Origin of the sequence: Kocuria tytonis, assembly GCF_003226895.2 — a bacterium.
Classification (GTDB): Bacteria; Actinomycetota; Actinomycetes; order Actinomycetales; family Micrococcaceae; genus Kocuria; species Kocuria tytonis.
Genome location: NZ_PNJG02000002.1, coordinates 388,223 through 401,785 on the forward strand (window position 1 = coordinate 388,223; position 13,563 = coordinate 401,785).

The following is a 13,563-nucleotide window of genomic DNA, read 5'->3' on the forward strand; positions in this document are numbered from 1 at the left end:
CACCGTTAGTCGAAGAGTTGTCCGACGGCGTGGGCGCTGGAGTGGGTCAGGCGTTTCCGGGAGTGGTCGTAGCGGCGTGTGGTGCGGGGGTCTGCGTGGCCGAGGGAGTCTTGGAGGTGGTGTAGGGGCACCCCGAGGTCCAGGGCGAGGGTGGCGTGGGTGTGGCGCAGCACGTGCGAGGACATGGGCTTGGTGATCCCCGCGCGGGTGGCCAAGCGGGTGAGAGTGGTGTGGGCGTTGGTCCTGGCCCAGGGGGCCCCGGTGCGGGTGGTGAAGATCAACCGGTCCGCCTCGTGCCCGGTGGCCACCTCGGTGCCCATGATCCCGACGAGTCCGTAGAACGCGGTGGCGGTGTGTTCGGGCAGGGCCACGACGGCTTTCTTCCCGCCTTTGCGGCGGATGATCAGCCGGTCCCGGAACAGCCCGGCCTCCGTAGCCGTGAGCGCCTCAGTGATCCGCACCCCGGTCGAGAGCAGCAGGTCGACCAGGGCGTGGGATCGGGGGGAGTCGGCTACTGCGGCGTCGAGCAGGCGCATGGCTTCTCGGCGGCTCAGTGCTGCGGTGGTGGTGTGGTCCTGGTCCACCGCCGGGCGTGCCACGTACTGGGCGGGGTTTATGGTCACCGCGTCCACGGTGATCGCGTAGGTGTAGAACGCGGAGACCGCGGCCAGCCGGCGGGCCACGGTGGTGTCCGCGTCTCCAGTTGCCGTGCGAGCCCGGGCGAAGACATCGAGGTGCGCGCGGGTGGCGGCCAGCAGGTCGATGCCGCCGGCGTCGAGGAACTCACAGAACAGGTGGGCGTCGCGGGTGTAGGAGGCCCGGGTGTTCGGTGAGGGGTAGGAGGCCACCCACGCGCCGAGCAGCCCCGCATGCACCCGAGCATTGGTGACCTGCGGGTCGCGGACGGTGATCTGGGTGGTCTCAGACATGCCGACCACCCTACCGGCTCACCCATGACATAACGGATATTATGTCATGTTTGAAGGTATTTCGGCGTCTTCGAGACGAACCACCCCTCACCGGCCCCTTGGAAGCACGTCCCCAGATCGCTCGGCACTTGGCGTGCGCCAAGCGCACGGCCTGGGCGAAAGCCAGGCGGGTCCTCTACCGGGTCAGGCGCACATAGGAGTCGAAGAGCAATTCCTGCCGCTCCAGTGCGGTGCGGCATCGGCGGGGCGCGCCGATGATTTTGTCCATGATGGTGTCGAGCTGGTCATGGGCGCGCACCAGTTCGGGCGTCATGCCCAGCGCCGCGTAATGCCCATCCAATGGCCGGTCGGGATGCTGAGCCCGAGCATCGAGAATTTTGGTACCAGCAGAGGCCAACGCCGCGCGTTGCTCGTCGGTCAGCGCGGGCATGGGGAAGTTGTTCCAGGTGATCGTGCTGGAAAACGACGGGTCAGACTTCATCCGACCGCCCACAGTCTTCATCCAGGTCCAGAACATGGACGAGGAGGCTACGGCGAAAGCAATGCCGTGCGGGTCCACGGCCCCGTAGACCTTGTTCGAGATGATGACCTCGGGCTCGAAATGGGAGACCGGCAAGTAGTGGCGGTTTTCGCTGCTGACCTCGGGGATGCCCACGAAGGGGACGTCGGAAACCAGCCCGAGCTGGCGGAACAGGTGCGGGAACCGGGCCCAGTCCTGCGTGGAAGCAGCCTTGGAGGCCTCACGCATTGCGGCCACGGCCTGAAGGCGGCGTTTGAGCTCGGGAGAGCGCGCGGGGTCTCCAGGGTTCATATCCCGCAGCCACAAGCACCAGCGCTTGCGGTTGCTCAGCAGCTCCTTGGACCCGACGTAGGGCCGCACATACGGGGCCATCACAGGATCGGCCATCACCGCGTCGTACTCAGCCGGAGTGATGATGAGGTTTCCACCGTCGGCCGGTTTCGACCCGTAATCGACCATCGGCAAGTCTGGAGCCAACGGGGTGGTGCGTTTGCCGACCAGGACTTCGGGCCCATCGACGAGATAGGCGTTGATGGTCTTGACCCCGGAGACCTCGGCCGGGGCGGATCGTACCGTGGCGTAGTCCCACAACCGACGCTTCGTGGCGCGGTCACGGGTGAAGCCGATGATGACGCAGTGCACAGCAGCTTTCCCGGGAGCTTCGGAGTCCCACTGGAAGGTGCGGTGGGCGAACTTGATGCGCCATCCGGCCTCGTAGATCGGCTCGAACAACCGGGCTGTCTGGTCGCCTTGAGTGCTGGAGTTGGTGGTCACGAACGCCCACTCCCCGTAGCGGTTCTCCAGCAGCCGCAACGTCATTGCGTGCCAACTGGTGACGAAGTCCAACCGAGAGAGCTGCTTGGTGCCACCCCAGGCTTGTTGCATCAACGACAGCTGCGCTGCGGTGCGGGTGTGGTCACCCAAAAACGGTGGGTTGCCGAAGACGTAGGTCTGCCCGGTTGGTTCGGGCAGGGTCTGGGCCCAGTCCAAGGTCAAGGCGTCGTGATGGACGATGTGAGCGGTGATGCGGATCGGCAGGCGGTTCGGTGCCGCACCGCGGGCTTTGGCCAGGACGAGGTTGGCCTGGTGGTCCACGAGGAACATCGCAGTCTCAGCAATTTTCGCCGGCCACCAGTTGATCTCGAACCCCCAGAACCGGTCGATGGTCAGCTTCTGCTCGAAGCTCACGTCATACGTCAGGTCCATCGTGCCCCACCGCTTAGTGCGGGCGACGATCAAATCCGTCTCAATCTCACGCAACCGTGCATAGGCGACGTTCAAGAAGTTCCCCGCCCCACAGGCGGGGTCAAGGTAGAGGTTCGCTGCCATCTCGTCCTGGAGCTCATTGAACTCCCGGCGGGTGGCGGACTTCTTGGCGATCAACCGGTCCGCGCGGGTCCGGTACTCGTCCAAGAACAGCGGGCCGATGGTTTTGAGGATGTTCGCCTCAGAGGTGTAGTGCTCACCGTCCCCACGGCGGGCCTGCTTGGACTTCACCAACTGGAACAGGGCACCGAAGACCGCGGGGGAGATGTGCGTCCACCTAAACCGGCAAGCCTCAATCAGGGCTTAGCGCATCTCGGCAGTGAGGTACGGCACCGGGGACGAGCCGTCGAAGATGCCGCCGTTGACGTAGGGGAACTTCGCCAAGGTAGCCGGCACCCGTCGGCGCTGAGACTCGGGAGTGTTCAACAGGTTGAACAGCCCTTGGAGCTGCGGGCCGAGGTTGTCCGCGGTGGTGTCGGACTCCACCCAGCGGCGGAACAGATCGTCTTCCCACAGCCCGGCGTCATCGCCGTAGAGCAGGAACAGCAGCCGGGTTAACAGCACCGAAGCCTCCTGAGCCAAGGCGTCCTCGTCCTCAGGATTAGTCGGGGCTTCATCGCCGACACCCTGATCGGCCTCGTCCCCGACCACTGCCTGCCACAGCGCAGCCATGCGCGCCGCCGCGTCCAGGGACGCGGCCTTCTCCTCAGCCTTGGTGACGGTCTCCTGTCCGGCCAAGAACATCAGCTGATCGACATGGGCCGGGGCATCGGCCAAATCGAACTCGACCGTCCAGGGATCATCACCCATCCGCTCCACCCGCAGGTGCGCGAAATCGGTGACCAGCACAAATCTCGGCCATTCGAAGGAGTTGATCGACCCGCCCGAGAGGTAGTCCAAAGCCTGGCGGTGGGCCTTGCCCAGGTCCTCACCCAGGGACTTGGCTTCACCGATGGCCACACCCGACCAGAAAAAGTCGATGTACCCGGTGCCCCCGGTGGAAGCCCGGGTGGCGTCTCGTTCGAACAAGTCCATCCGCTCCGGGATCACCCCGAAACAGCGCAGCAGGGCAGACCAGAACTGCTGCGCGTAGGACCTCTCGGTGTGCGTCTGCCCGTTCGCCCGCCACCCCTCGATACGCTCCGTCCACTCCCGAGCGAACTTCGTTAGGGCGTCACGTGCGGTTCCACGGTCCATTTGCGTCTGCATAGATCAAGGCTAATAGCTGCTTCCAGTGCAGACGTGCACCCGCATGAGCGTGGAGCGCGCCCGGGCATGGGGTCAAGAAGGGGGCATCCATCGAAGCTAAGCGCCGTTCAGCGCGCGGCCGCGTTGCGGTGGTGCACGACCGACCAATCACGCTCCACCGACTGGGCCTCACCTTTTAGTTATGAATAGCCTTAGCCTTGATCCACCGATGAGCATGCTGGGCTTGGGCCGCAATTAAAGACGGGATGCCCGTCTGACCGGGAAGAATGGGACTTGTTCAGGGTTCCGTTCCACCGCGATGAGAGGGCATCTCGCAGATGCAAGTTTCCCACACGCCTGCTGCCGTGTCAGTTTCCTTCGACGAGCCGAACCTCATCGGGTCCGCCGGGCTGGTGCCGGTGATGGAACTGGCCGCCGAGGCCGGCCTGCACCAGCTGGCCGGAGGTCGGTTGAGCGTGCCGACCGACAAGGGCGCCAACGCCGGGGCGAAGGTCGCGGCCCTGGTGGCCGGCATGTGCACGGGGGCGGACTCGATCGATGACATGGCCGTACTGCGCCACGGGGCGATGAAACGGGTGTTCGGCGGCTGCTATGCGCCCTCGACCCTGGGCTCGTTCCTGCGTGAGTTCACCTGCGTGAGTTCACCTGCGGGCACGTGCGCCAACTCGACGCGGTCGCCTCCCGGTTCCTGGTGAACCTGGCCGGCCGGGCCCCGATGCTGGGACGCACCGGCGCTGCCGGTGCGGATCCGGGGTTCGTTTATGTTGATGTGGACGACACGATCATCGAGGTCCACGGCTACCAGAAGCAGGGTTCCGGGTACGGGTACTCCGGGGTCCGTGGGCTCAACGCCCTGTTGGCCACCGCCAGCACCGAGACCGCGGCCCCGGTGATCCTGGGTCAGCGGCTGCGCCGCGGTTCGGTCGGCTCCCCGCGCGGGGCCTCGAGGCTGGTCGGGGATTCGCTGGCCATCCTCAAGCGATTGGTGCCGGCGGCCGGCGCCCGGGTGCTGGTCCGGGCCGAATCCGCTTTCTATGGGCATGCCACCGTGGCCGCCGCGCTCACCGCCGGGGCGGAGGTGACGGTGACCGTGAAGATGGACAAGGCCGTCAAGGCCGCCATCGTCGGCATCGACGAGAAAGCGTGGACCGGCATCAGGTACCCGCAGGCGATCTTCGACGAGGACACCGGCACGTGGATCTCCAAGGCGGAGGTGGCCGAGGTCCCCTTCACCGCGTTCACCTCAAGGAAGAAAACCGAACGGGTCCCCGGTCGACTGGTGGTGCGCCGAATCCCCGAGCTGAACCCCCAGGACACGGACCAGCCGACACTGTTCGACACCCACCGGTTCCACGCCTTCTTCACCACCACCGACCCGGAGGTGCTGGACACGGTGACCGCGGACCAGACCCACCGGGGCCACGCGGTCATCGAGCAGGTCAACGCCGATTTGAAGGACAGCGCCCTGGCCCACCTGCCCTCCGGCCGTTTCGGGGCCAACGGCGCCTGGTTGGTCTGCGCGGTGATGGCCTACAACCTCACCCGCACCGCCGGGATCCTCGCTGCCGGACCGTTCGCCCGGGCCCGGACCGGGACCATCCGGGCCAGGCTCGTGAATCTGCCAGCCCGGATCGCCTCCAGCGCCCGCAGGATCCGCATCCGCCTGCCCCAGGCATGGCCCTGGCAACAGGGATTCGAGCGGCTCTTCACCGCCGTCCACCCGCCACCGCAACCGGCATAACCAACCGACCACCCGCCGGGCATCGGCACAACCGAAAGAACATCAGTGGAACACCACCGGTAGCGAGGCCGGCCACCACGTCACGCCAAAAAACGGCTCAGTGCCGATCCGGGATATCGGCCGCCGGCCCTAACCTGAGTCGGTGGATCGAGGTTAAGAGTGAGACTCTTGAGTCGGCCGCTGACGGAGGCCTACGGTGGAGGGCAGGGCGGGCTAGCTCCGGCTAGTTCGTCTTCTCGATTGGATCGCCGACGGAGGAAGCCGTGACCCATCATGTGAGCTCGATGCTGGAGACCTACCCGAAGGAGCTGGGGAACATCGACCGGCAGAAGCTGGTCGAGTGCATTGAAGCCTGTTTCGAGTGTGCCCAGACGTGTACGGCCTGCGCGGATGCCTGCCTGGCCGAGGACATGGTGGCCGAGCTGCGGCAGTGCATCGGTCTGAACGTGGATTGCGCAGACGTCTGCGTGGTCACCGGGGCGGTGCTGTCCCGGCAGACTGGTACCAATGTGGAGACCACCCGGGCCTTGCTGGAGGCCTGCCGGGTGGCCTGCAAGGCGTGCGGCGATGAGTGCGCTTCCCATGCGGAGATGCATGAGCACTGCAAGGTGTGCGCGCAGGCGTGCCGGCGGTGCGAGCAGGCCTGCGCCGACCTGCTGGCCTCCGTGGGCTGAGTGTTGGCCGGTCTGTCCTGACGAGGCGGGCTCGCTGCAGGAGGGTCTGAGCGGTTGTCTCCGGCACGGGGGCCTGCCCGACCTTCATGAGGAAGGCAGGGCAGGTCCCCGTGTGCTGTGTCCCGGCCCAGTCCGGTGGGGTCCGCTGGTCCGAGACCGGGCAGCATCAGCACTATCCGGGCAGGGCCAGCCGGGTAGCATCACTGGGCGGGCTGGATCTCGCTCTCGACGACCCACTTGTGGTTGGTCATCTCCATGCCGTCGATCACGATATCGACCATGTAGACGGTCTCATCGGTCGAGTCCTCGATCGTCGCCTCGGCCCCCTGCATTCCGGCCATGTGATCGGCTTCCAGGACGACCTGGGTGCCTTCCTGCAGGGGCGGCTGACCGGGGTCCTGAAGTTCTTCGTGCACGACCCACCTATGGTCGGTGACGGGCTCACCACCGGTGGTCGGGGTGTAGGTCACCGAGTAGGTCGTGGTGTCGAAGGCACCGGTGATCGTCGCTTCGGCCCCCTGCATCCCGGGCATATGGTCTGCGGTCAGGGTCACCGTGGTGCCGACCGGATAGGTGGGGTCGGTGGCAGGCTCGATCCCCTCCGGCGCCGGGCCGCCGTGGGAATCGTGCTGGTGGCCCATGCCGCCCATGCCCTCGGAGTGGCTGGGGGTGGTGTCGGTGGGCGAGGCATCTGAAGTCGCGGTGGTCGGTGTCGAGGCGGTGGCGGGCGGCGTGGAGGTGTTATCCGCGTCTGTGCCGCCGCAGGCGGTCAATGCCAGGGTGGAGGCCAGGGCCAGGCTGGCCAGGGTGGTGGTGCGTTTCATGGTAGTGGTTCTCCTTCTCGTATCGGGGTCAGAGTCAGTGGGTGGCTGCCGGGGCGGCCGACCGTGCTGCCGCGTTCCGGTCTTCGGCGGTGGTGGTGGCCAGGTGGGCCGGGTCCAGGTCGGTGCGGCGCAGCAGCTGGGCGTTCAGGGCCACGATGATCGTGGACAGTGACATCAAGATTGCGCCGACGGCCGGGGAGAGCACGAACCCGATCGGGGCGAGCACGCCAGCGGCCAGCGGGACGGCTGCGATGTTGTACCCGGCGGCCCAGACCAAGTTCTGGATCATCTTGCGGTAGCTGGCGTGGGACAGCTCGATTATCGACAGCACCGCGCGGGGGTCGTTGTCGGCCAGCACGACGCCGGCCGATTCCATGGCCACGTCGGTGCCGGCGCCGATGGCAATGCCGACCTCGGCCCGGGCCAGGGCGGGGGCGTCGTTGACGCCGTCGCCGACCATGGCCACGCTCAGCCCGCGCTGTTGGAGCTCGGTGACCTTGGTGTCCTTGTCCTGGGGCAGCACCTCGGCGAAGACCTCGTTGATACCCAGGTCCACGCCTACGGCCTGGGCGACCTGGCGGGCGTCGCCGGTGATCATGGCGACCTTGACCCCGTGGTGCTGCAGGGCGCGTACGGCGGCCCGGGATTCCGGGCGGACCCGGTCCTCTACGGCCACCGCGCCGATGATCTGCCCGTCTTGGACCACGTGCAGCACGCCGGCGCCGCGGTCGGCCCAGGCCTCGGTGGTCTCGGTGATCTCCGTCGGGGTGGCCAAGTCGAACTCGCGCAGCATGTTCGGCCCACCCACCAGCACCTCGGTCCCGTCCACGGTGGCTTGCACGCCACGACCGGAGGCTGCTCTGAAGCCTGTGCCACGCAGGGGCTGGGCCGAGGCCTCGGGGTGCTCGGTGGCGGCGGTGACGATGGCCCGGGCCACCGAGTGTTCACTGTCGGCCTCGGCGGCGGCGGCCACCGCCAGCAGCCGACCCTCGGTCACGCCCGGTACCGGGGCGGTGCCGGCGACGGCGTGGGCACCCTCAGTCAGGGTGCCGGTCTTGTCGAACAGGACCACATCGATGCTGCGCATCTTTTCCAGCGCCAACCGGTCCTTGATCAGCACCCCGGCCTTCGCGGCACGTTCGGTGGAGATCGCGATGACCAGCGGGATGGCCAGGCCCAGGGCATGCGGGCAGGCGATGACCAGCACGGTGACGGTCCGGGTCACCGCGTCATCCGGGCTGCCGATAAGCGTCCAGACGATCGCGGTGATGATCCCGGCAGCCAGGGCGAACCAGAACAACAGGGCCGCGGCCCGGTCGGCCAGGGCCTGGGCGCGGGAGGAGGAGTCTTGCGCGTCGGCGACCATCCGCTGGATCCCGGCCAGGGTGGTGTCCTCACCGGTGGCCTCGATTCGGACCCGGACGGTGTTGTCGGTGGCCACGGTCCCGGCGACCACGGTGTCCCCGGGACCGCGGTCCACGGGCTGGGACTCGCCGGTGATCATCGACTCGTCGAACTCGGCCGCGCCGTCCACGATTTGCCCGTCGGCCGGGACCCGGGCCCCGGAGCGCACCAGCACGGTGTCACCAACCGTCAGCTCGGCGATGGGCACCGCGACGGGGGCCCCGCCGTGGTCGGGGATTTTCTCGGCCGTATCGGGCAGCAGCTCGGCCAGGGCGTCCAGCGCGGAGGACGCCGCCCCGAGGGCGCGCATCTCCATCCAGTGCCCCAGCAACATGATGGTCACCAGCAGGGCCAGCTCCCACCAGAAGTCCAGGTCTAACCCACCGACACCCAAGGTGGTGACCCAGGAGGCGAGGAAGGCCACGGTGATGGCCATCGCGATCAACAGCATCATCCCCGGCTGACGGGACCGGATCTCCTGGAGCCCGCCTTTGAGGAACGGGGTACCGCCATAGACGAAGATGATCGTGCCCAGCACCGGGGCGATCCAGTTCGAACCGGGAAACTCGGGGACGTGGTAGCCCAGCAGGTGGGCGACCATGGGGCTGAAGATCACCACCGGGACGCTCAGAATCAACGACCACCAGAACCGGTTCTTGAACATCGCCGTGCTGTGCCCGGCGTGCTCGCCATGGGAGTGGACGTGGTGTTCTTCGTCCACCGCCGAGTTCACGTGCCCACCCGGCATTGCCTGGCCGTGGGTGGCCGCATTGGCGTGGTCACCGTGGCCTTGGTGGTGGTCTCGGTGGCCGGCGTGTGGGCCCGCCGGCGGGGCCGGGTGGCCGTGGGGGTGCTCATGTTGCGGGTTGCTCATGCTGTCCTTCCCGCTGGAGTGGGTGGTTGATGGTGCGGGCGTGCTGAACCGTTAGGACGGGGCGAGGCTATAGCCGGCGTCTTCGACGGCCGCCCGGACGCTGTCGAAGGGCACAGGTCGGTCACTGGTGACGGTCACCGCGCAGACGCTGCCGGGCACCAGCTCGATGCTCGCGGCGTGAACGCCGTCCACCGCTTCCAGGGCCGTAGTCACGGCCCTGGCGCAGTGCCCACAGGTCATACCCTCCACTCGATATGTGGTTGCCGGAGCCGGGGCCGGTGCTCCAGGCCCGTCTGTTCCAGGGGTGGTCGGGACGGCGGCCGGGATGTCCTGGCCTGAGCCATCTTGGGTGGAGGCACAGCAGGCACAGCCGGCGGAGGCCATCGGCAATAGAGGGTGGGTCGGGGTCATGAGTGTTCCTTTCAGAACGAAGACTCTTCTTTTAGGGTATACCCCCAAGGGGTATTTTATAAGGAGTGTTAGGCGCCGTTTACCGCAGGTGGCGGCTCGAGGTGGTTCGCGGGCAGGCACAAGGTGAAGGTGGCCCCGTGGCCGCCTCCGATAGAGGCGGCGGTTAGGGTTCCACCGTGGGCCTCGGTCAGGGAGCGGGCAATGGCCAGACCCACCCCGGAGCCGCCGTGGTCACGGTCGCGGGCTGAATCCCCGCGGTAGAACCGCTCAAAGACCTGGCCCAGCTGCTCGGCGGTGATGCCCTCTCCGGTGTCGGTGACAGTGACCCGGGCCTGGCCGGTGGGGGCCCGGTCGGCGCTGAGGGTGACGGTCCCGCCGGTCGGGGTGTGGCGCAGCGCGTTGGTCAACAGGTTGTCCAGAATCTGGCCGATCCGCTGCCGGTCCACGCGCACCGTGCTGTCCTGACGGACCTGGAGGATCAGCTGGACGCCCTGGGCGGCGAAGGCCTCGTGGTGGGTCTCTGTGGTGGCTTGGAGCAGCTGGTCGAGGGTTTCGTCGGTGCAGTCCAGGTCGAGTCGGCCCTCTTCGGCGCGGGAGACATCGTGCATGTCCTCGACCAGCCGGGTCAGCCGCGCTAGCTGATCGGTCATCACCGCTGCGGTGGCCTGATCCCAGGCAGTGACCCCGTCGTGTAAGGCGTCCAGGTAGATAGTGAGCACCGAGACCGGGGTGCGCATCTCGTGGGCCAGGTCCGCCAGTAACCGCCGGCGGGTCTGTTCAGTGCCGTCCAGTCGCTCGGCCATGGTGTTGAACGCCTCCGCCACGGCATCGACCTCGATCCCGGCTCCTGTGGCGGGAACCCGGGTGCCATAGTGGCCGCTGGCCATCGAGGCCGCCGCGCCGGTGAGCGCGTGCAGGGACGCGTGGATACGGCGGGCAAAGAACCAGGCTACCGCGGTGGCCAGGACCAGCGCCGTGGCCAGGGCCACCCCCAGGGTCCACAGGTTGGCGTCTCGGTAGGCTCGCTCCACGTGCAGCACCTGACTGGCCTCCGGCGCCACGTCGGCCCGCAGCAGGTGCTCATGGAAGAGTGGGGGGCCGATCAGGGAGGCGATGACCACCGCCGCCAGGATGCTGGCGACCACCACCAGCAATTGGGCCAGGAAGAACCGAGAGGCCATTCCTCGGGGACGGTAAGGACCGGTCATCGGTGTGCCATCCGGTAGCCCACGCCCCGCACCGTCTCGATATAGCGGTTCGGATCCTCGTTGAGTTTGCGGCGCATGTTTCCGATGTGCACGTCCACGATCCGCTCATCCCCGACCCAGGCCGGATCCCAGACTACGTTGATCAATTGTCGCCGGGACAAGGCCTGGCGCGGGCGGGCCGTCAGTGCCGCCAACAGGTCGAACTCGGTGCGGGTCAGCGCCACCGCCGCATCCTGTGCCCGAACTTCATGAGCGACCAGATCCACCACCAGGTCCTCAAACACCTGTGCCGGTTCAGTGCCGTCCACGGTAGTGCGCGGCCGACGCAGCACCGCCTGCACCCGGGCCACCAGCTCCCGCACGCTGAACGGCTTGGTCAGGTAGTCATCGGCCCCGGCGGCCAGCCCGGCCAGCTTGTCCTCCTCCTGACCGCGCGCGGTCAGTATCACCACATAGCACTCCGAGTAGGTCCGCAGCTGCCGGCATACCTCCAGACCGTCCATCCCGGGAAGCCCCAGATCGAGTACGATCACGTCCGGACCCAGGGCATGTGCCGCTTGCAAAGCCTCCAGGCCGGTGTGCGCGGTGGTGACCTGATAACCCGCGCGCTCCAGGTACGTGGCGACCATCTTCGCCAACGGCTTCTCGTCATCGACCACCAGCACACGGTGAGCCCGTGGCCCCGGATGAATGTCCATTCCATCAGTGTCGCGCCCGCCCCCGTCGGAGGGGTTCAGCCAGGTCCCTTAACGCGGAAATCTTCAACGGATCTTCATACACTCCGCCCCGCGGCGCCCGAAATCAACGGCGAGCCAGCCGTAAAATGGACTGAGTGAAACGAGAACTGATCGTGGCCGGGGCGCTGCTGCTGGCCCTCACCGGCTGCACCGCCGCGCCACAGGCCCAGCCGGTAACAACAAGCACCGCGCCGACCAGCACCACGGCGACCACCAGTGAGTCCGGATTCCTCGCCGATCATGATCTGGCCGGACTGGACGCCGTGCAGATCATCGACCACCTCGACCAGGTCCCCGTCGCTGAGCGCCCGACCGAGCTAATGGCCTCGGTCCGAGCCGATCACCTCCTGCTCTCCGACACGGAACAGGAACTGATTCTCCCGCTGCCGCAGGACCGGTTCTACCTGTCTTTGGCCCCCTACCTCGATCAGACCCACGAGTGCCACTATCACTCCCTGACCACCTGTCGCGGCGAACTGGCCAACGAACAGATCACCGTCCGCATCACCGACGACGCGACCGGCCAGACCCTCATCGAAGAACAGGTCACCACCTTCAACAACGGCTTCGCTGGTTTCTGGCTGCCCCGAGGGATCACCGGCACCATCGAAGTCACCTACGACGGGTACACCGGCCAGAGCACCTTCTCCGCCAGCGACGAAGCCGCCACCTGCCTCACCACCCTTCAACTCACCTGAGTCTGAGGGAACCGCCAACACCGGGCCACTCCACGACCTAGACACAAGTCAGCCACGCAGCCACGCAGATGTTCATCGCCGCTGGGCCAGCACCTTGCATCCGGCCTCGCGCAGCTCACCGGTAGGTGAGACATGGCGGTAGAGCGTCTGGCGGGTGATGCCCAGTTCCTTGCACAGCGCGCTGACGTTCGTGTCACTCTTCCCCCTCGAGGCCATCGCCAGACGGATCTTGGCCGGGGTCATCTTGTAGGGACGCCCGCCCCTGCGGCCCCGAGCCCGGGCCGAGGCCAGGCCGGCCTTGGTGCGTTCGGAGATCAGCTCGCGCTCGAACTCGGCCAAGGCCGCGAAGATCCCGAACACCAGCTTGCCCGAGGCAGTGGTGGTGTCGATCGCCGCCCCCTGGCCGGTGAGCACCTTCAATCCCACGCCCTGCTCGGTCAGGTCGTGCACGATGTTGACCAAGTGGCGCAGGTCCCGCCCGGGTCGGTCCAGCTTCCATACAAGCAAGGTGTCCCCGGAGCGCAGGGCCTTGAGGCAGGCGGCCAGCTCGGGGCGGTCGTTGGTCTTGCCGGAGGCCTTGTCCTCTTACAGGGCATCAGCCTCGACACCGGCGGCGAGCAGGGCATCGCGCTGCAAATCGGTGGTCTGGGACCCGTCGGCCTTGGACACACGCATGTACCTCACCAGCACCCTGCACCTCCATTGTCATGTATTCGACCGTTTCTGCACTGCTCGGAGCCATACCTTCAGCAGCTTCACTTCAGGCCACGAGGGTGAGTGGCCCCAGGGGTGACGGGGGGGGACTGCTGTACGGATAGGTGACACCGAGCCTGGCTGTGAGCTAGTCGCCTACGCGCAGACTTGAGAAGGGCCTCAGATGACTCGTCACCTGGGGCCCTTCTCCCCGTCTACGCTCATGCCGCGTTGTCGCACCTGGCCGGGCACACGACCTACGCGTCCGGGACGCACCCCCACCACGCCCTGAGCCGACTGGAGCTCAAACGACCGTTTGCGCTACACGCAGTGATGCCCCACCCAATTCAGGGTGGGGCATCACTGCGTGTAGCG

11 protein-coding genes and 2 pseudogenes are annotated in these 13,563 nt (G+C 66.9%); 4 read left to right on the plus strand and 9 right to left on the minus strand.

The features are described from left to right. Positions 1-5: 5 nt before the first annotated feature. From C1C97_RS07665 to C1C97_RS12530, 3 genes are all read right to left on the minus strand, one after another. Entirely contained in the window at positions 6-929 is a 924-nt protein-coding gene (locus C1C97_RS07665) for a tyrosine-type recombinase/integrase (protein WP_147406062.1), read from the minus strand. Positions 930-1,104: 175 nt separating this feature from the next. After that, positions 1,105-2,946 (minus strand): DNA methyltransferase, encoded by a 1,842-nt coding sequence (locus tag C1C97_RS07670; RefSeq protein ID WP_325048973.1) that lies wholly within the window; start codon positions 2,944-2,946, stop codon positions 1,105-1,107. Between the two features lie 72 nt (positions 2,947-3,018). Continuing rightward, positions 3,019-3,924 (minus strand): type IIL restriction-modification enzyme MmeI, encoded by a 906-nt coding sequence (locus tag C1C97_RS12530; protein ID WP_233542813.1) that lies wholly within the window; start codon positions 3,922-3,924, stop codon positions 3,019-3,021. A gap of 317 nt (positions 3,925-4,241) precedes the next feature. On the opposite strand from C1C97_RS12530, the pseudogene C1C97_RS07675 reads away from it, so the two are divergent. Further along, positions 4,242-5,665, plus strand: a pseudogene (locus tag C1C97_RS07675) (IS1380 family transposase). A gap of 263 nt (positions 5,666-5,928) precedes the next feature. After that, a complete protein-coding gene (locus tag C1C97_RS07680; RefSeq protein ID WP_121031021.1) occupies positions 5,929-6,339 on the plus strand; it encodes a four-helix bundle copper-binding protein in 411 nt (136 codons plus the stop codon). A 200-nt stretch (positions 6,340-6,539) separates the two neighbouring features. Here C1C97_RS07680 and C1C97_RS07685 read toward each other — a convergent pair whose 3' ends face one another. Both C1C97_RS07685 and C1C97_RS07690 read right to left on the minus strand, forming a co-directional pair. After that, positions 6,540-7,163: a YdhK family protein gene (locus C1C97_RS07685; RefSeq protein ID WP_121031023.1), complete on the minus strand. Its 624-nt coding sequence runs from the start codon at positions 7,161-7,163 to the stop codon at positions 6,540-6,542. A 34-nt stretch (positions 7,164-7,197) separates the two neighbouring features. Next, positions 7,198-9,231, minus strand: coding sequence for a copper-translocating P-type ATPase (locus tag C1C97_RS07690; protein WP_233542814.1), 2,034 nt, complete (start codon positions 9,229-9,231; stop codon positions 7,198-7,200). 18 nt (positions 9,232-9,249) lie between these two features. Between C1C97_RS07690 and C1C97_RS12535 the strand changes: the two genes are divergently transcribed. After that, positions 9,250-9,471, plus strand: coding sequence for a hypothetical protein (locus C1C97_RS12535; RefSeq protein ID WP_233542815.1), 222 nt, complete (start codon positions 9,250-9,252; stop codon positions 9,469-9,471). Between the two features lie 21 nt (positions 9,472-9,492). Here C1C97_RS12535 and C1C97_RS12685 read toward each other — a convergent pair whose 3' ends face one another. The 3 genes from C1C97_RS12685 to C1C97_RS07705 form a co-directional block, all read right to left on the minus strand. Then, positions 9,493-9,852, minus strand: a complete 360-nt coding sequence (locus C1C97_RS12685) for a heavy-metal-associated domain-containing protein (RefSeq protein ID WP_121031027.1) — start codon at positions 9,850-9,852, stop codon at positions 9,493-9,495. A gap of 68 nt (positions 9,853-9,920) precedes the next feature. After that, the gene (locus C1C97_RS07700; protein WP_064846434.1) at positions 9,921-11,060 is read right to left on the minus strand and encodes a sensor histidine kinase; all 1,140 of its coding nucleotides are present in this window, start codon (positions 11,058-11,060) and stop codon (positions 9,921-9,923) included. After that, a complete protein-coding gene (locus C1C97_RS07705) occupies positions 11,057-11,758 on the minus strand; it encodes a response regulator transcription factor (RefSeq protein WP_064846433.1) in 702 nt (233 codons plus the stop codon). Before C1C97_RS07705 ends, C1C97_RS07700 begins: the two co-directional genes overlap by 4 nt. Before the next feature lie 134 nt (positions 11,759-11,892). Here C1C97_RS07705 and C1C97_RS07710 point away from each other — a divergent pair, with 134 nt between their 5' ends. Beyond that, positions 11,893-12,495: a CueP family metal-binding protein gene (locus C1C97_RS07710; RefSeq protein WP_121031029.1), complete on the plus strand. Its 603-nt coding sequence runs from the start codon at positions 11,893-11,895 to the stop codon at positions 12,493-12,495. A gap of 72 nt (positions 12,496-12,567) precedes the next feature. On the opposite strand, the pseudogene C1C97_RS07715 reads toward C1C97_RS07710, so the two are convergent. Then, positions 12,568-13,185: pseudogene (locus C1C97_RS07715) on the minus strand (recombinase family protein). Positions 13,186-13,563 lie beyond the last annotated feature (378 nt).